At 61.0% G+C, this 18322-nt stretch carries 17 protein-coding genes; 2 read left to right on the plus strand and 15 right to left on the minus strand.

Annotated elements, in window-relative coordinates; all coding sequences use genetic code 11:
• Nucleotides 1-124: 124 nt before the first annotated feature.
• From KUV39_RS00900 to KUV39_RS00970, 15 genes are all read right to left on the minus strand, one after another.
• Nucleotides 125-571, minus strand: coding sequence for a paraquat-inducible protein A (locus KUV39_RS00900; RefSeq protein WP_222458684.1), 447 nt, complete (start codon nucleotides 569-571; stop codon nucleotides 125-127).
• A gap of 143 nt (nucleotides 572-714) precedes the next feature.
• Nucleotides 715-1083, minus strand: a complete 369-nt coding sequence (locus KUV39_RS00905) for a hypothetical protein (protein WP_222458685.1) — start codon at nucleotides 1081-1083, stop codon at nucleotides 715-717.
• A 69-nt stretch (nucleotides 1084-1152) separates the two neighbouring features.
• Entirely contained in the window at nucleotides 1153-1899 is a 747-nt protein-coding gene (locus KUV39_RS00910; RefSeq protein ID WP_008562136.1) for an ABC transporter ATP-binding protein, read from the minus strand.
• Complete coding sequence (locus KUV39_RS00915; RefSeq protein WP_008562082.1) at nucleotides 1896-2696, minus strand: MlaE family ABC transporter permease; 801 nt, start codon at nucleotides 2694-2696, stop codon at nucleotides 1896-1898. Before KUV39_RS00915 ends, KUV39_RS00910 begins: the two co-directional genes overlap by 4 nt.
• Nucleotides 2693-3730: an alanine racemase gene (gene alr, locus KUV39_RS00920; protein ID WP_008559981.1), complete on the minus strand. Its 1038-nt coding sequence runs from the start codon at nucleotides 3728-3730 to the stop codon at nucleotides 2693-2695. Before alr ends, KUV39_RS00915 begins: the two co-directional genes overlap by 4 nt.
• Before the next feature lie 30 nt (nucleotides 3731-3760).
• Nucleotides 3761-4714, minus strand: coding sequence for an isopenicillin N synthase family dioxygenase (locus KUV39_RS00925; protein ID WP_222458686.1), 954 nt, complete (start codon nucleotides 4712-4714; stop codon nucleotides 3761-3763).
• Nucleotides 4715-4963: 249 nt separating this feature from the next.
• Entirely contained in the window at nucleotides 4964-6475 is a 1512-nt protein-coding gene (locus KUV39_RS00930; protein WP_222458687.1) for a replicative DNA helicase, read from the minus strand.
• Nucleotides 6476-6887: 412 nt separating this feature from the next.
• Nucleotides 6888-7568 carry an orotate phosphoribosyltransferase gene (locus KUV39_RS00935; protein ID WP_037302886.1) on the minus strand — a complete coding sequence of 227 codons (681 nt, stop codon included), beginning with the start codon at nucleotides 7566-7568 and terminating at the stop codon, nucleotides 6888-6890.
• A gap of 75 nt (nucleotides 7569-7643) precedes the next feature.
• Entirely contained in the window at nucleotides 7644-8684 is a 1041-nt protein-coding gene (gene pyrC, locus KUV39_RS00940) for a dihydroorotase (RefSeq protein WP_222458688.1), read from the minus strand.
• An 81-nt stretch (nucleotides 8685-8765) separates the two neighbouring features.
• A complete protein-coding gene (locus KUV39_RS00945; protein ID WP_008559883.1) occupies nucleotides 8766-9725 on the minus strand; it encodes a hypothetical protein in 960 nt (319 codons plus the stop codon).
• A gap of 160 nt (nucleotides 9726-9885) precedes the next feature.
• Nucleotides 9886-10959: a glycosyltransferase family 2 protein gene (locus KUV39_RS00950; protein ID WP_222458689.1), complete on the minus strand. Its 1074-nt coding sequence runs from the start codon at nucleotides 10957-10959 to the stop codon at nucleotides 9886-9888.
• Between the two features lie 4 nt (nucleotides 10960-10963).
• A complete protein-coding gene (locus KUV39_RS00955) occupies nucleotides 10964-11695 on the minus strand; it encodes an FkbM family methyltransferase (RefSeq protein WP_222458690.1) in 732 nt (243 codons plus the stop codon).
• 3 nt (nucleotides 11696-11698) lie between these two features.
• Complete coding sequence (locus tag KUV39_RS00960; RefSeq protein ID WP_222458691.1) at nucleotides 11699-14101, minus strand: glycosyltransferase family 2 protein; 2403 nt, start codon at nucleotides 14099-14101, stop codon at nucleotides 11699-11701.
• Nucleotides 14101-14730, minus strand: coding sequence for a sulfotransferase (locus tag KUV39_RS00965; protein WP_222458692.1), 630 nt, complete (start codon nucleotides 14728-14730; stop codon nucleotides 14101-14103). The genes KUV39_RS00960 and KUV39_RS00965 overlap by 1 nt, the downstream gene beginning before the upstream one ends.
• Nucleotides 14727-15758 (minus strand): glycosyltransferase family 2 protein, encoded by a 1032-nt coding sequence (locus KUV39_RS00970; RefSeq protein WP_222458693.1) that lies wholly within the window; start codon nucleotides 15756-15758, stop codon nucleotides 14727-14729. Before KUV39_RS00970 ends, KUV39_RS00965 begins: the two co-directional genes overlap by 4 nt.
• 387 nt (nucleotides 15759-16145) lie before the next feature.
• Here KUV39_RS00970 and KUV39_RS00975 point away from each other — a divergent pair, with 387 nt between their 5' ends.
• Both KUV39_RS00975 and KUV39_RS00980 read left to right on the plus strand, forming a co-directional pair.
• Nucleotides 16146-17051 carry an AAA family ATPase gene (locus tag KUV39_RS00975; protein WP_050673666.1) on the plus strand — a complete coding sequence of 302 codons (906 nt, stop codon included), beginning with the start codon at nucleotides 16146-16148 and terminating at the stop codon, nucleotides 17049-17051.
• Entirely contained in the window at nucleotides 17051-18319 is a 1269-nt protein-coding gene (locus KUV39_RS00980) for a vWA domain-containing protein (protein ID WP_008560860.1), read from the plus strand. The genes KUV39_RS00975 and KUV39_RS00980 overlap by 1 nt, the downstream gene beginning before the upstream one ends.
• Nucleotides 18320-18322: the final 3 nt, after the last annotated feature.

Consider the following 18322-nt stretch of genomic DNA (forward strand, 5'->3'; position numbering starts at 1 on the left):
AACCGGTCATGCGAGGCGCTGCCTCGCGCTCCGGGATATTTGGGGCCAGAAGAAGGGGCACGCAGATCATCTTCTGGCCATAAGTATCCCGGGGGAGGCCGAAGGCCGGGGGCAGCGCCCCAGTCTAGCCGTCCTGTTGGCGCAGCTGGCGCGCGGTCCAAAGTGACAGGGCAATTGACGCCAGAATACAGCCCGTAAACAGATAAAGCCCCCAGGCGGTCTCAATCGTGGCATAGCCGATGCCTTTGGCCAGGGTGATATAAAGCGCGATGAGAAACACATCCGCCATCGCCAGTTTGCCCAAGACATGCAGCACCGGCTGCACCTTGGCGTCCAACAGGCCCCACTGCACGAGCGCCAGCCCGATGGTTTTGAGGTAGGGCGCAAAGATCGCAAAAACCGTCACCGTGAGGGCCAGGATCACGTCACTTCCCCAAAGGCTCTGCAGGCCGGTGACTACCGAGATTTCGCTCAGCCCGAAAATCGGCAACAACCCCGCCCGCATCAGCGGTGCAAACCAGGCGATGGGGTAGAGGATCAGCAGCGAGAGGGTGAGGAGGCGGAGGATCATGGCGGCTCGTTTTAATCGGTTTCGCCAAGACTTGTGCGTTTAGTGCCGGATTTGAAAGGGGGAAAACAGAAGCGCGCGCACCAGCCGGCTCGCTTGCGGTCCGGCGGAAGTACTTTGAGCAGGTGAAAGGATGGCAAGGTTTCTTACTGGAAGCTGTCTTGACAGACCGGTCTAGCAAAGTGGGACGCGGCGTAGGCCACTGGGGGCAGGGCAGCAATGAGGAGGAGGACAAACGCATCGCTCAAGCGTGGGCGCAGCTTGCTGCGAAACGCTTGGACGATCCAGTCTAGCATGGTGCTGGCGAACAACAGCACAAAAACCAATGCGTTCAGGCCTTGTGGCAGGAGTTGGCTGCTAACTCCGGGCGATACCCAATTTGCCGCCAGCAGGCCGGACCAGAGAAGTGCAGAGACGATCCCGATTGCACCACGGGGTGAGGCTTGCCCATTCAGTCGTTTAGCAATCAGGGAAAGGCCGACGACCACAGGCAGGGCCAGGATGATGTAGGACATCGCAACCGCATAAGGGGTCGGGGCGGAGCCAAAAAGGTGATAAAGTGGAAGGCAATCCTTAGCCAATCCTCACCGCACCGCCTCGATCGGGCCCTCCGCGCGACCGTGGATGAATTGCTCCATGTAGGGATCACCGGATTGGTCCATCTCGGCCACCGGGCCAGTCCACTGGATCACGCCTGCGTGCAGCATCGCCACATTGTCGGCAATCGCGCGGACAGAGGTCATGTCGTGGGTGATGGTCATGGCCGTGGCGCCCATCTCAACCACGATCTCGCGGATCAGATCATTGATGACGCCCGACATGATCGGGTCGAGGCCGGTGGTGGGCTCATCAAAAAAGATGATCTCCGGCTCTGCTGCAATTGCGCGCGCCAGGCCCACACGTTTCTGCATGCCGCCCGACAGTTCCGCAGGTAGGCGATCCGCGACATCGGCCTTCAACCCGACACGGCGCAGCTTTTCAATGGCGATCTCGCGGGCTTCCTCTACCGGGCGTTTGAGAGAGCCGCGCAGCAGGCGGAAGGCCACATTCTGCCAGACGGGGAGGGAGTCAAACAGCGCAGCCCCCTGAAACAGCATGCCAAAGCGGGCCAGAAAGGCATCGCGATCGCCACTGTCTGCGGGTTTGCCATCGACAAGAATTTCACCGCTATCGGGTTTGATCAGCCCCAGAATGCTCTTGAGTGCGACGGATTTGCCAGTGCCGGAACCGCCGATGATCACCATGGAGGACCCCTTGGGGATCTCCAGTGTCATGCCTTGCAGCACCTTGTTGTCGCCAAAGGCTTTGTGGACGTTTTCCAGACGGATCATAGCGAAAAGAACACCCCGGTCAGAACGAAGTTGGCAGCGAGGATCAGGACGGCTGCGGCTTCAACCGACCCTTTGGTGGCACGTCCAACGCCCTGGGCGCCCCGGCCGGACTGCATGCCGTAGTAGCAGCCCATGGTCGCGGCGATGGTGCCAAAGGCCGCACCCTTGACCAGCGACGAGATGATGTCGCGGGCTTCGAGGAAATCAACCGTGTTCTTGAGATAGGCCGCGGGGTTGAAGCCCAGGTTCTGCGTTGCAACCACATAGCCGCCCATGATGCCGATGATATCACCCACCCCGACGAGAACCGGAACCGTCAGCAGCGCCGCCAGCACCCGTGGCGCGACCAGGTATTTCATCGGGTGGGTCGACAGGGTGACCAGGGCGTCGATCTGTTCGGTTACCTTCATTGTGGCGATTTCGGCCGCAATGGAAGAGGTGACGCGGGCGGCGATCATCAGACCCACGAGAACAGGGCCAAGTTCGCGCACCATGCCGATCGCCACGATCTGCGGGACCACGGCTTCGGCATTGAACCGCGCCCCGCCAGCATAGATTTGCAGCGCCAGCGCGCCGCCAGTAAAGATCGCCGTGAGCCCCACAACCGGCAGCGAAAGCCAGCCGACCTGGAGCAGCGCATTCAGCACTTCGCGCGGGTAATAGGGCGGGCGCACCATGTGGCTGAAGGTCGACAGGCCAAAGATCGCCACCCGGCCAACAGCGCCTAGCGCGCCCAGAACCATTTGCCCCAGACGCGCCAGAAGTGCGAGGGGCGAGAGCGGCGAAGGATGGCTCATCCGGTGTAGCTCCGTGCGTAGCGGCTGCCGAGAGACGTCAGGATCTCATAGCCAATGGTGCCGCCTGCGTCGGCCAGCATGTCAACGGTCTGTTGTTCGTTCAGGATCGTCAGATGGCTGGGGCTGTCAGGCAAATCCGTGATGTCCACGGTAATCAGATCCATCGACACCCGGCCCGCAACAGGGCAGGGGGTGTCGCCTGCAAAGACAGAAATTCCGCCATTTCCAAGCGCACGGTGCAGCCCGTCCGCATAACCCGCCGCCACGGTCGCGATGCGGCTTGGGCGTTGCGCGCTCCAGGCATTGCCATAGCCAACGGTCTCGCCCACATCCAGATCACGGATCTGGATCACCGGCAGATCAAGCTGAGCCACTGGCAAGGCGTCGCCAAAGGGCTGGCCGCCATAAAGGCCGATACCGGGGCGGCACAGATCAAAGTGGTAGTTGCGCCCCAGCAGCAAGCCACCGGTTGCCGACAGTGACCGCGGCACATCCAGCCCATCAGTCAGCTCGGAGAATGTCTGCAGCTGCTGTGCATTCATCGGATGCGACGGCTCATCCGCACAGGCGAGATGCGACATCACCAGCACCGGGCCCTGGCCCAATGCGATGTCTCGCACCGCTGCCCATTCGGCGGCTTCCATGCCAAGCCGGTTCATTCCGCTGTCAAGTTGCACGCCAAAGGCATGGCCCGGGAGGCTCTCGAAATGGCGCAGCATCTGGTCAAGCGAGTTGAGCATCGGCGTCAGCTGGAAGTCGCGCAGCAATTTGGCGTCGCCCTCCATATGACCTGCAAAAACCGAAATGCCGGGGCCAGGCCCGAGCGCGCGGCGCAAGGCCACGCCTTCTTCGGCGATCGCCACAAAGAAATTGCGCGCACCGGCCTTGGCCAGCGCCTGGCCGACACGGCCTGCATCCAGCCCATAGCCGTTGGCTTTGACCACTGCTGCGGTCTCGCAATTGGTCAGCGCGTCGAGATTGCGCCAGTTGGTCACCAGCGCGTCCAGATTGATTGTCAGTTTTGCCGTACTCATGAGGTGTTCATGACATGCAGGCGGCGAGGGTCAAGTGGAATTCACCTCATCGCGCTCCTGCTGGTGCACGTCATAGGCCGCTTCCAGCTCAGCGCGCAGGAAATCGGCGAAACGGATCGGGGCAAACTGCGCCTCTCCGGTGCCGGGGAGCGGAGCGATCTGCGTGTTCACATGCGGATCAAAGAAAAACGGGATGGAGTGGCGCTCTCGTCCGGAGCGGTTGATGACACGATGGGGCGTGGATAATAGCCGCCCGTTGCTCATCCGGTGCAGCATATCACCGACATTCACCACCAATGTGCCAGCCTTGTAGGGCGCATCGACCCAGTGACCTGCGGGCGTGCGGACCTGCAGCCCGCCGACCTGATCCTGCGCCAGCAGGGTCAGACATCCGAAATCCGTATGCGGTGCCGAGCCGTAAAGGTCATCGGGGCTGCGTTCCGGTTGGGGCGGATAGTGCAAAAGCCGAAGCCAGATGGTCGGCGTGTCAAAGGCATCCATGATGCTGTGATCGCGCACCTCAGCCGCCAAGAGCGCAACGCGCATCAGGCGGCGACCAAGGCCGGTCATGGCCTGGGCATAAGCCTCGAGCACTGGGCGAAACCCGTCGAGATCCGGCCATTGGTTCGGCCCGCTCAGATAGACCGCTGGATCCTCGGTCGCATCTTCACGCATCATCATGAAGCTGGCGGATTGATTGGGTTTCGTCACATCCGCAAGGGTCGAGTTCACGTCAGTCGAGGTGTTGATCGGGATGTAGCCACGATGGGTCTTGTTGACGGCGACGGCCATCTTCTTGTCCATCGGCATTGCGTGAAACTGGCGGGCTGCGTCGAACATCGCATCAATCAGCGTCTGTGGAACGCCGTGGTCGCTGATGTAGCCAAAGCCGGTGGTGCCGTAGGCCTCACGAAACGCAGACGCAAGCTCTGCGTCGCTGCGCGCACCCAGTGAAAGGACCGGGATTTCAGTAAATTCTGTCAAGGAACTGCCTTTTGCTTTGTGGGAAGGAGAGGGGGCGCTATTGCCCCTCGCTAACCCGCAAAGCGTTTCCGGCGATGACCGAAATGCCGTTCCAGAATGACACGGCGGTTTTTATGTGACTGTTGCAAGCACATGAAAGAAAAAGGCCGCGTGGACGAGATTCTGTCAAGCCAGAAGAGCAGCCCAATCCGAACTTGTGGCCGGTTGGGCTGCGCCGGTTGGACTGCACTGTGTGTGCCAATGGCACGATCAATACTCTGGGGCGTGTTCCTGCTGCCAGGCCTTGGCCAGGTTGCCAAAGCGGGTGAACTGCGCCTCAAAGGACAGCTCCACCGTGCCGATGGGACCGTGACGCTGTTTGCCGACAATGACTTCGGCCTTGGCGTGCAGTCGCTCCATCGCCTGCTTCCATTCTTCCATCTTGTCCAGCTCGTGATCGCCCGGCTTTTCCCGTTCCTTGTAGTATTCTTCACGGAACACGAACATGACGACGTCGGCATCCTGTTCGATCGAGCCTGATTCACGCAGGTCAGACAGCTGCGGGCGTTTGTCTTCCCGGCTTTCCACCTGACGCGACAGCTGCGACAGCGCGATCACCGGGATGTTCAGCTCCTTGGCGATGGCCTTCATGCCCATGGAGATTTCTGCAATCTCGTTCACCCGGTTGTCAGACATACCACGGCACAGCTGCAAATAGTCGATCACCAGAAGATCAAGCCCATGCGTCCGCTTCAGACGTCGTGCGCGGGCCGCCAGCTGCGAGATCGGGATGGCAGGCGTGTCGTCGATAAACAGCGGGCAACTTTCGAGATCCTTTGCCGCCTGCACAAAGCGGCGGAACTCTTCCTCTGTCATGTCACCCTGACGGATCTTGTGAGACGAGATCTCGGAGGCTTCCGCCAAAATACGGCCCGCCAGCTGTTCTGCTGACATTTCGAGCGAGAAGAAGCCAACCACGCCACCATCAACGGCGCCCTCGCTGCCATCCTGCTTCACGCCCCGTTTGTAGGCCTTTGCCACGTTGAAGGCGATGTTGGTTGCAAGCGAGGTTTTCCCCATCGAAGGACGGCCCGCAAGGATCAAAAGGTCCGATGGGTGCAGGCCACCAAGTTGTTTGTCGAGGTCGGCAAGGCCGGTGGAAATCCCCGCCATGCCGCCGCCGCGCTGATAGGCCTCATTGGTGACGTTGACCGCCTCGGTCACGGCCTTGAGGAAGGATTTGAAGCCGCTTTCCGTCTGGCCCTGTTCTGCCAGCTGGTAAAGCGATTGTTCCGCCTCGACGATCTGTTCCTTTGGCTCGGACGCGACATCGACGCGGCGCGCCTTGTCCGCGATGCTGCGCCCCAGGGCAATCAGCTCGCGCCGGATCGCCAGATCATAGATCATCTGTGCATAGTCCCGCACCGCAAAGGCGGAGATCGACGCGCCAGCGAGCTTGGCCAGATAGGCCGGCCCGCCCAGTTCCTTGAGCCCTTCGTCGTCCTCCATGAACGCCTTGAGGGTCACGGGAGAGGCCAGCGCGTTCTTGGAAATGCGAGCGGCCGCGATTTCATAGATTCTGGCGTGGACCGGATCATAGAAATGCGCCGAGTTGATGATAGAGGCCACCCGGTCGTAGATATCGTTATTGGTCAGGATCGCGCCCAGAAGCTGCTGTTCGGCCTCAACAGAGTGGGGCAGGATGCTGGCATCATCGTCTGCGGCGTCTTCGCCCTTGGGGGCGGCGGGCAGATTGGGGTCAAAAGGCGTGATGTCGTTCATTGCGGCTCTCGTTGTTGGACCCGATTTATAGAGGATCAGGCCCCGGTCTGGCTATCTGGAAAACCCTGTGGGTTTTGTGTGGGTAAGGTGCCTTTGGCCTGTGCGCAACCCTATGAATAACTCGGGGGCTGCCCTGTGGGGCATCTGTGGAAAACCATCTGCTGGCTGCAGATCCACGCAAATCCGTCAACGCGCAGGATTGCCGTGCCTTGGTGATCGGTCGGTGCAGGCGGTCAGCATCTAGCGACAGGTGCCGCCATCAGCGCCGATATGTGGTGACAAAGGTGTCTGCGCCTTGGCCTGCATCCAGGGCGCAGCGGGGCTGGCTCAATGAAAACGGGCGACACAGGTGCTGCGCCGCCCGTCTGTCACTGAACCTAATGAGGCGGCCACGCCGGGCCGCCAAGGGGCATCAGGCGGATTTATGCGCATCCTGCCAGGCGCGCGGATCGTTCAGGAATTTCTCGACCTCATTCAGCGTCTCTTCGCTGAAGCTCTTCTGTGCCTTGGCTTCGGCCAGAACATCCCACCAGGTGCACAGATAGTGCAGCTCCACACCGTGGTCGCCCAGGCGTTTGGTGGTTTCGGGGAAGATGTCGTAATAGAAAATCACTGCAGTATGGCCGCAGTCTGCGCCGGTTTCGCGGATCGCATCGACAAAGGACAGTTTAGAGCCGCCATCGGTGGTCATGTCCTCGACCAGCAGCACGCGCTGGCCTTCGCTCATCACCCCTTCGATGCGCGCATTGCGGCCATAGCCTTTGGGTTTTTTGCGCACATAGGTCATCGGCAGCGCCATCCGCTCGGCGACCAGCGCACCAAAGGGAATGCCTGCCGTTTCACCGCCTGCGATATTGTCAAACGCTTCAAAACCCGCATTGCGCATCACGGTCACGGTCAGGAAATCCATCAGCGTGGTACGGATGCGAGGAAAGGAGATCAGCTTGCGGCAGTCGATGTAGCTCGGTGAGGGCAGACCCGATGCGAGCGTATAGGGCGTTTCCGTGTTGAAGTTCACGGCACCGATTTCCAGCAGCATACGCGCCGAAAGACGCGCAATCTCTTCGCGGGAGGGGTAGGAGGTAGGGATCATGGGCTCATCCTTTGGGGCAGCGCGGGTCGCCGGTGGCATTTGCCTCCGGCGGGGATAATTTGGGCAGGTGGAAGATCAGGCGACTTTCCAGAACACGTCAAAGCCGGGGTCGAACACCGTGACGGGGCCGTCTTGGGTTTCGATCTTCTGGGGGAAGGCAACGGGCGTGGCCTGTTTTTCAAGCGTCAGGCTTTCGCTGTTGACGGGCAGGCGGTAGAAGGCCGGGCCGTTTTCAGAGGCAAAGCCTGCCAGTTTGTCGAGCGCGTTTTCTTCTTCGAACACATGGGCGAGCAACGGCATCGTGTTGGGTGCCGTAAAGCAGCCGGCACAGCCGCATTCGCTGAGCTTGTTGGGGTCGGTGTGCGGGGCAGAGTCGGTGCCGAGGAAATAGCGCCTGTCGCCTGAGGTGGCGGCGGCTCGCAACGCCAGACGGTGTTCTTCACGTTTGGCCACGGGCAGGCAATAGTAGTGGGGTTTGATGCCACCAACGAGGATGTGGTTGCGGTTGATGATCAGGTGGTGCGTGGTGATCGTCGCACCCAGATCCTTGTCCTGGCTTGCCACATAATCGACTGCGTTTTTGGTGGTGATATGTTCCATCACCACGCGCAGGCCGGGGGTTGAGCGGCGGATCGGGTCCAGCACACGGTCAATGAAAACGGCCTCGCGGTCGAAGATGTCGATGTCGTGGTCTGTCACCTCGCCATGGGTGCACAGCGGCAGGCCGATCTCTGCCATCTTGTCCAGAACCGGGCGCACCTTGTCGAAGTCACGCACACCAGAGGCCGAGTTGGTGGTGGCGCCTGCTGGGTACAGTTTGACTGCCTTCACCAGGCCCGATGCATGGGCTGCCGCCAGATCCTCGGGATCGGTATCTTCGGTGAGGTAGAGCGTCATCAACGGCTCAAAGGTCATCCCCTCTGGCAGGGCGGCCAGGATCCGGTCGCGATATGCTGCCGCATCTGCACCTTTCACCACCGGGGGCACCAGGTTTGGCATGATGATCGCACGGGCAAAATCACGGGCAGTTTCGGGCAGGACGGCCTGCAGCATGGCGCCGTCGCGCAGGTGCAGGTGCCAGTCATCGGGGCGGGGGATGGTGAGCTGAACGGTCATGGCGCTCGCGTAGCACAAGGTTGCCCATGAGGGAAGCGAGGCTTTTGACGCAGCGTTTGCTGCGGGCTCAGTGAACGCGGCTCATCGGCTTGGCGGCAGTCTGAACTCGCCCGCTTCGGCACGTTTTTCCAGGTTCTGCAGGCGACGGCGGAACCTCGGGGCACGCATTCTTTGGGCCACGTTGCGACACAGGAGCGTGACCAGATAGGGCCTGTCATCCTGATCAAGCCGCGCCATCACGTTGCGCAGGTAGGCCGCATTGTTGCGCCGCGCGCGGTAAAGCTGAAAGAACCGCCGCTTGGTGAGCTTGCCTGCCCCGGCGAGGGCGATGGTGTTGTAGAGGATCTCCATCTCGATCAGGCGGGTTTGCACCGTGCCACCGAGATTTGGCAGCGCCAGCCGGGTTACATTCTTGCGCGCAAAAAGCGCTGCGTGCATGGCGTCGAGGTGCTGGTGTGGATCATAAAGGACAAACCCCTCCTGCGCTGCATCCATCATGTCTGGCGCATAGCCATAGCGGCTGGTGAAATCGAGGCGACGTTCTTCGCTAAAGCGCTCGTCCCAGCCCGCGATTGCCGGATCCAACGTGGCCTGCGGCTGGATCGCGACAACCGTTGCACCAGGCGCAGCAACCGAAAAGGCGGCCGCCGCATAACCGCAGGGGCCAGCGCCATAGAATACGACCTTGTCGAATTCCTCGAAAAAGCCATCGTCGATCAGCTGGTCGAAAAATCCAAAGATGCGTTCGTTGCGAAACCAGGTGTCCCCGTTGGAGACAAGGCACAGATGCGACCAGCCGAGGTTCTTGACCAGATCAAAGCCCAAAGGCTGTGCCACGTCAGAGAGGTTGTGAATGCCCTGGATCGTTTCAAAGCTGACCAGGAGCGTGTTTCCCTGATCAATGAACGTGGCGAAATGGCGATTTCCCAGCGGCTGATACATGCCGTTTTCTTCGGCCAGTGCAGCCATGCGGGCCTGCCACTGGACGGGTTTCAGCCCGGACAGATCTTCGTCCAGCGTGTCCATCGTATCCTGCTGCATTGCCTTGTCCTTTTGCCCTGCACGGAAGGGGGCCGCGCATGGATGGGTTTCGCCGTTCATTTCTAAGGGCGAAATAAGGCTAAAATTGGAAATTGTAAGGCCGCTTTGCAGGCCTCCGGTGCCGGGGAACAGCACTGCGCGCCCGCCGGACGAGGGGACCTCAGCCGTCTGCGCTGTCCTGAGGGTCGGGGCCGGCCTGGCGGGCCAGGGCGGCAAATCCTGCCAATGTCTGGGCAGTGGTTGGGCTGATCAGACGCGAGGGCGGCGTCATCATGAGGCGCGAAAACAAGGTCCGGTACTGGTCTTGCTGCATCAGCTGACGAAACCGGCCGTGGCGCCAGTCGACCGCACGGGCGTGCAGCTTGGCGAGTTTGCCATCGGCAAACAGCAGATCACTGATGGCCCGGCGTGCTGGTGCATAGCGGTTGATGCTGTTGTCCTCGTCCGTGTTGAAATTGCGCTCGACCCAGTAATCCATGCCAAGTTGGTCACTGCTGTGAACGGCACGGCCACGATCCGCCTTGAGCACATAGCTTTCCATCGCGCCAAGCGGATAGTGGTTGAGTTGCACCAGATCAAAGTTGGCTTGCCCGTAGTTGGAAAACACCCGCTGCGTCTTGAAACTGCTGTCGAGTTCGCGGCCCGAGCCGTCAAACCAGCGATGGCTGTCAAGCGCGGCCTCGTCGGCGGGGCTGCGGGGCCGGTGCACACCGGTTTTGCGATAGGTGCCGTCGTTGCGATAAAGCGTCTTGAACATCGCCGCCCGCCACGGCCAGTGGATCACCTCCGGAGCACAGCGCAAAAACTGCTCGGTCACGGGGCGGTCTTCGTAGCGGATGGTGTCCCCATTGCCGAACAGACGCCAGGTCAATGTCACGGCATCTGCATCCGGCAGGGCCTCCAACAGGTCACTGATCTGACCGTTGCCCGTGTGGATGTTGACGAACTCATCGATGTCCAGCGCAAGGATCCAGTCTGCCTTGCGGGTCAGCCGGTGCTTGTCTGCCTTTTTCAGAGCCGCGAACTGGATCCCGCTCTTGTCATAGGGGGGATCGTTCCGCAGATGGGTGATATGGCCCAGGTCTTCCAGACGGTCGAGCATCCGGTCGCTGCCATCTTGGCAATCATTGGACAGCACCAGAATATCGCTAAAGCCGACGGCCTTGTGGTGGGCGATCCATTCCAGCAGAAACGCGCCTTCGTTGCGTTGGGTCAGGATGGCGAGGCTGCGCATCGGATCACCAATCAGAGCGGAAGACCGCTACCTTGCCATGGGACCAGCGCGGGTAAAACACCAACCCCGCAGCATCCAGACAGGCAAACAGCCGTCGGATGCCCTCTTTGCCAATCCACTGAGGGTGGGTTTCGATCAGAACCGCGCGCAAGCCGCTCAGATCCATCTGTGGCAATAGATCCGCCTCGGCGCCCTCGATATCGCAGATCAGAACACTGGGCTTCAGCTCCGCAATCACCGCATTCATGTCGAGCGCCGGAACGTCGACCTCCTCCTGATGCGGCTCATCCTCCATCGCAGAGAGCGAGGATGCCAGAAAATTCTCCCGCACATAAAAGGTCTGCTTGCCCGCTTTGGGGGCCAGAACAGCGTGGGTCAGATAGGCGTTGGTGACGCCATTGGCCGCGTGAACGCGCCGGATGTAGGGGATGAGGTGGGGGTTTGCCTCGTAGGAATGGACAGATGCAGCTTCTGTCTTGGTGGCGACCAGGGTGGACATGAAGCCGATGCCACCACCAAGCTCCATCACGACATCACCCGGTTTGATAAGCTGCTGAGCGGCCTGTGCTTCCTTAGCCTCGTAGGTGCCCGCCCGCAGCATCTTGCGCACCCGTGGCGGCACGATGTCCGGCGCCCAGGGAAAGCGCATGCCAAGACATTTGAGATGCTTTTCAGCAGCGCCGGACTGGCCTTTTTTCTGCCGCTCGGATGACGTCTCGATTTCTGCCTCAGCCATGTCTCAGCTCTCCATATCCAGGGCCAGCGCATAGGCGACCCGCTCATCTGCTCGCAGCTTGACCTTGAGAGCCTGAAAGAACAGCTCTTCGAATTCTGGGGTCTTGTGCAGCTCTGCGACCTTTGCGCGATGCCAGTTCAGACCGTCCTCATGCAGATTGCGCAGGATATCATCCTGCATCAAGCGGTCATATTCCGCGCGAAGCCGCGGCAGGTTGCGTTTGATGGTCAGATCCTTGTGGTCGTTCCAATCCATCCGGATCCAGTAGTTGAGCCCGATCGAGCGATCCACATGCAGCGCGCGGCCGCGTTGGCGTTTGATCAGAAAACTCTCTGCCGACCGCAGCGCGTAGTGATTGAGCTGGATCAGGTCATAGCCGATGCTGCGCCGGGAGTTGCGCCAGCCGTTGTCCACGGCCTCCTCGGTCATGTCCTGACCTGAGCCATTGACCCATTTGACCGCGCCACGCTGATCTTCCAGCAGCTTGTTGGGCCGGTGGCAGCTGATCTTCTGATAGGCGCCAATGTTGCGGAACATGGTTTTGAACCCCCAGACCGTGTGTGGCTTGGGGCAGAATTTGGGCGCGCAGCTGTCGAATTGGTCGATCACGAAATCATCGCGCAGCGTGGTCTGGTCGTTGTGACCAAACAGCCGCCAGGTCATCGCAATATTGCTGGCATCTGGCACTGCGGCAAACAGATCGGGCAGGGTGCCGTTGCCGCAGCGAATATTCATGAACTCATCCACGTCTATGTGAATGACCCAGTCCGCATTGCGGATCAGCGGTTCTTTCAGCGACTGGTTCAGGGCAAATTGCTGCGGAGAATTGCCGCGCCAGTCGTCATTTTTGCGATGCTGCACAACGCCCATGTCCTGCAAGCGATCAAGGATCTCGCTGGTGCCATCCTCACACCCGTTGGTGTAAATCAGAAAGTTGTCCACACCTATCGCGCGATGATAGGCGACCCATTCAACGATATAGGGCGCTTCGTTCTTCATGCAGCCGACAATCACGGCGCCTGTGCTGCCCTCAGGCAGCGCGCGGGGGCTCAGCGGGGCAAAGGGTGGGCGCTCAACAGTTTCATCCAGCTGACCCATCGTGTTGTGTGGCGCAAGTGGTGATTGACGCAGCTTGTCCAGGTTGGCGAGTGCCTGTGGCGGCAAGAGGTCCCTTGCACCGTCTGACAGCGGGGCGAGGCGCTGGGCGGCTGTGGCGGGTTTGGCTTTTGCGGTCGCGGGCGGCTTCACAGGCACAAGTCCCCGCGCGTCGCGCGCTTCGGCACTGGCTTTTTCAAGGCGGGGCAGGGCTGCAAGCAGGGCGTGACTTGCGCGATACCCCTCTTCGGCGTCTGCCTCTGTCCAGCTGAGGGGGCCATCTGCACCCATAGTGTCCGCAAAGCCCAAGAGCAGCGCGGGGCGCAATCCGGGATGAGCCTGCACAAGGGCGCGGTTCTGATCTGCAAAATGACGGTCAAGCGCAGACAGATCTGCCTCAGAAGGGCCGCTGCCTGCAAGTGTCTGGTCCGCCAGCACAGTGCGCCAGGTTGCGCGCGGGACAATCATGTCCGGTCTGGCCTGCAGCAACTGCAGGATCCGCTGGTTCAGTCGCCGCCACCGCGCCAGCGTGGCCCAGGAGGGAACATCTGGCTGCTCTGCCTTGCCTGCGCGACCAAGAGGCATCGTTAGGTCAAAACACGTCGCCAGATGATCGGTTGCCGAACGATCGTAGATCTGCGCGGCGTCATGGCTGAAAAGCCGCACGGCATCTGCCCCAAATACCGCCGCCCAGGCCTGTTCCATCGCATGGTAGTCAAGCCAGAATGGCGCAATCTGGGTGGCCTCAAACAGCCCAGCCCGCGGATCCACCTTGCGTCTGGACATATCGTCAATGCAGGACTGCCACCAACCTGCGCCCGTCTCCATAAGCGCCAGATCACGGTCCAGTCCGATTGCACGTCCCTCCTGCAATTGGGCCGCATAGGTGCGCAGCACGCCTTCAGAGGCGCTGGGGACAATTGCGGTGATGCGGATGTCGTCCCCAAACTGGCGCAGAAAATCGAACAGACGCTCAATCTCTGCAGGGCGGTGCAGTTGACTGGCCAGCTGGGCCGCAGACAGGATCAGGCGCTGAGGCCGCGCAGCGTCTATCTCCCGCGACAGATCATCTTTCAGCGCAGCCCGCAGCGCGGCCTGGGTGTCGCCGTCGCGAAACCCGCGATTGTACCGCAGCGGATCAATGTGGTCGGGGTCGGTGATGGCCATGAACAAGCGGGTGTGATTGCGCCTGCCGGGGGCACGGGGAAATAGAACGCCCCCTTGCAGCAGAAGGTCACGCCGGTCTGCCAGCATCCGCTGGACACGCTCCGCGCCAAGGTGGTCAGGCCCGATATGAAGATCGATGCGCATCAGCTGTCGCCCTCTGCCTTGCGGTTGACATTGGCCTTGCCCCACCACGGCAGATCCCGGCCCACATGGGCGGCGACCTGCGATTGAGCGTCGGGGGCGCTCACGTCGACTTCTAGGTAGGCAGGATCATCGCGGAACCAATGCGCAAGCGCCTCATAATGGCCCTCAATCCAGCGCTGCTGCTGTTCCTCTGACTTGCCATAGCCAATGGGCAGGCCGGGCACGGTGCTGGCGGGCAGACGACGGCTGCCTAGGTTGTTCCAGCGCATGATCGACTTGGAATGGGCAACAGGATCGCGGCGCGTTGCGATGAACCTGACGTCGGGATGGCAGGCACGGATGGCTTGCAGCATGGCAAAGTCGAACTGCGGCCAGACCGAGAACTTGCCGTGAATAAAGGAGATTTCTGAAAGCGCATCGTACTCCCGCATCAGCGCCATCGGATCTCCGTGATCGTAGAGCCCGCGATAAAGCAGGCCGCCAACAAAAATGCGCCGCTTGCCCGGCGTGTCTTCTTCACGGGCGCGCAAGCGGTGGTCGGCCACACGATAGCCCGCTGCCTCCAGTGCCTTGCCAAGCGTCGTGGTGCCGGATTTCGGCAGGCCAAGGTTGATGACCTTCAGGCTCATGTCGTGGCCTCCAGTTCTTTGATCAGGGCGCATTCCGCAGCGGGCATGGCGGGGGTGTCCAGCAGCGACTGGCGCAGGCTGCGGTACGCGGGCATCTGCATCAATTCGGCACAGCGCGCCCGGTGGCGATCCACACAGAGGTGGTGCAGTCGGGCGATCTCTGGATCCGCCATCAGATCTGCAAGCGCGTCTGTCAGGGCAGGCAGATGCCGTTGGATAGAGCGGTCCTGCCAGGCCGGATCATTGCGCGCCTGCCAGTAGCCAAGATCAAAATCACGATGCTCGCGGTTCACGTCGCCCCGATCGTTTTTGACCAGATAGCTGTCGAGAGAGCGCAGCGCATAATGGTTCAGTGTCGCAAGACGACGCGCACCCCGTGCCGGAAATTTGCGGATCCAGTCCTGTGAGGACGTCATCAGGAAACGATGTGGCACCGCGCGACCGGATCCATCGGCCCAGCGGGGGCGCTCGGACTTGGCAAGTTTGGCCGAAAAGAACGGACGATGCGCGCCGTAGTACTGTAGCGGAAAATCCTTGCGCACGAGGGTTTTGACCTCGATTGCGGTCTGTCCGTTCCACAGATCCGGGGTGTGAGAGCGATCAAACTGCGCAATCACGGGCCTGTCTTCAAACCTTTGGATGCCGCAGTTGGCAAAGAACTGGAAGGTGACAGAGATCGCCTGCACGTCGCCCGCGGCTTCGATCAGGGCGGCAAAGCTATGATCGCCCACATGAATGTTCACGAACTCGTCCACATCCGCAATCCAGACCCAATCAGCGCCTTGCACAACCGGCTGATGGCGGGCGTGTTTCAGCGCCTCCATCTGATAGTTGCGCCCCTCCGCCGGGTTGGGAAGATGCTGCACCAGTCCGCGCTCCGCGAGCGCCGTCAAAAGAAGGTCGGTCCCGTCACTGCAATCGTTGGAATAAAACAGAAAATCGCTAACCCCGAGGAGGCGATGATAGGCGATCCATTCCAACAGGAAGGGGCCTTCGTTCTTGACACATGTCACTGCGGCGATGCGCATGCTCTCTCCTGCTCGCGACCGGTTTTTCCGGGTCTGCCTGCCGATGACATCCCGCCCAAGTCTGGACCGCAGCGGCGAGCGGGGCTCTCCTGTGGCGGGCGTCAGGTGGCGAAGACGTTGCATTTCAGTTGCTTGTCCCCGTCATCGCATCGGCATGGTCAGGGGTCAATGCAACCCCGGTCTGCTGCATTCGGTTGGCCTGCTGGTGTTGCCTATTGGACCAAAGTGGCAGGCGCAAACGCTTGACCGGTGGGTGGTGGCATGGCCCACTGCCATCAAACGTGGAGGAGAGCACAGATGACGCAGGACCGCGCTGCCAGCGGGCAGTCAGAAACCGGGGTGGGTGGATCAACGGATCTGCCCGGGTCAATTGATGCGGTCGAACAGATGCTGGCTGCGCAGGGCTATGTTGCAGACCGGGGTCTCGCCACTGTGGTGTTCCTGTCTCTCAAACTCGGCCGTCCCCTGTTTCTGGAGGGCGAGGCGGGCGTCGGCAAAACAGAGATTGCCAAAACGCTCGCCACGGCTTTGGGTCGCCGTCTGATCCGGTTGCAATGCTACGAGGGGCTGGATGCGGCAAGCGCTGTGTACGAGTGGAATTTCGCCGCTCAGATGATCGCAATCCGCACCGCCGAGGCAAGCAACACAGGCGCGGACCGCGATGCATTGCAGGCGGAACTCTTTGGCGATGATTATCTCATCCGCCGCCCTCTGTTGGAGGCGATGCAACCCGACCCGCGCGGCGCGCCCGTGCTGCTGATTGACGAGCTGGACCGCACGGATGAACCCTTCGAGGCGTTCCTTCTTGAGGCGCTGTCTGATTTTCAGGTGACGATCCCCGAACTTGGCACCGTCAAGGCCCCAGAGCCCCCCATCGTGATCGTAACATCCAACCGCACCCGCGAGGTGCACGACGCCCTGAAACGGCGCTGTCTTTATCATTGGGTGGATTATCCGGATTTTGACCGTGAAATGCAGATCCTCACTGCCCGCGCCCCGGATCTCGCGCCCCGCCTCTCGCAGGAGGTGGTGGCCTTTGTGCAGGCGTTGCGCACCGAAGATCTGTTCAAACATCCCGGTATCGCAGAAACCATAGATTGGGCGAACTGCTTGCTGGCCCTTGATGTGATTGACCTTTCGCCCGAAGTGATTGCCGACACTCTTGGCGCGATCCTGAAATATCAGGATGATATCACCCGTCTGCAGGGCTCCGAAGCCAAACGCATCCTCGATCAGGCCCGCGCCAATATCAACGAGGCGAGCGTGGATCCGTCTCGCCAAGACCGGACCTGATGCCCGAGTATCCGCCACTCCCCCTGCCAGAGAACCCACGCCTGGCACAGAACATTACCCATTTTGCGCGGGCTTTGCGCAGGGCGGGCCTGCCGATCAGCCCTGGCCGCGTCAGCGAGGCGGTCGCGGCTGTTGCCGCTGCGGGCTTTACCTCCCGGCAGGATTTTTACTGGACCTTGCATGCCTGTTTTGTGTCAAAGCCGGAACATAGGACCGTATTTGCGCAGATCTTTCGTCTATACTGGCGTGATCCCCGGTTTCTTGAACATATGATGGCGGCGATGCTGCCTGCGATCCGCGGCACGCAGGAAGAAAAGCCAGCGAAGCCAGCGCAGAAACGCGCGGCTGAGGCGCTGCTAGATGGGGCTGGCGCGCCGGATCTGCCAGACACTGAACAGCCGGAACCGCCCGCGCAGCTGGACTTGAATGCCGAATTGACCATGTCCAGCGAGGAACGGCTGCGCCAACTGGATTTCGAACAGATGAGCACCGCTGAAATCGCAGACGCCAAACGCATGCTGGCGAAGATGCAGCTGCCGATCCGGCCGATCCGCTCGCGGCGTCTGGTGCCGTCAGGGCAGGGCCGCCGGATCAACTGGCGTCGCACCATGCAGGCGGCGGCGCGCAAGGGGGGTGAAATCACCACATTGGCGCGTGCCGATCAGCGCCTGCGCTGGCCAAATCTTGTGGTTATCTGCGATATCTCCGGCTCGATGAGCCAATATTCCCGGCTGATCCTGCATTTCCTGCATGCGGTGGCCAACCGCAAAGGGCCGGGCTGGGCGCGGGTGCATGGGTTCACCTTTGGCACGCGGCTCACCAACATCACCCGTCACCTGGCAGAGCGCGATGTGGATGCAGCGCTCGCCGCCGCAGGGGCCGAGGCCCAGGACTGGGAGGGCGGCACCCGGATCGGGGCTTGCCTGCATGACTTCAACCGCGACTGGTCCCGCAGGGTGATGGGGCAGGGGGCCGTTGTTCTGCTGATCACGGACGGGTTGGACCGGGACGATCCTGACCAGCTCAGCGCTGAAATGCAGCGCCTGCACCTGTCGTCAAGGCGGCTGATCTGGCTCAATCCATTGCTACGCTTTGACGGCTTTGCGCCCAAGGCGCGCGGCATTCAGGCGATGCTGCCGCATGTCGACAGCTTTCGCGCAGGTCATTCGATCGCGGCTCTGGATGATCTGGCGGCCGCCCTCAGTGACGAGGGCGACACCGGGGAAAAGCAGCGCCTGCTGTCCATGCTGGCAGCAGACGCTGATTAGCCC

Origin of the sequence: Phaeobacter italicus, assembly GCF_019801785.1 — a bacterium.
Lineage (GTDB): Bacteria > Pseudomonadota > Alphaproteobacteria > Rhodobacterales > Rhodobacteraceae > Phaeobacter > Phaeobacter italicus.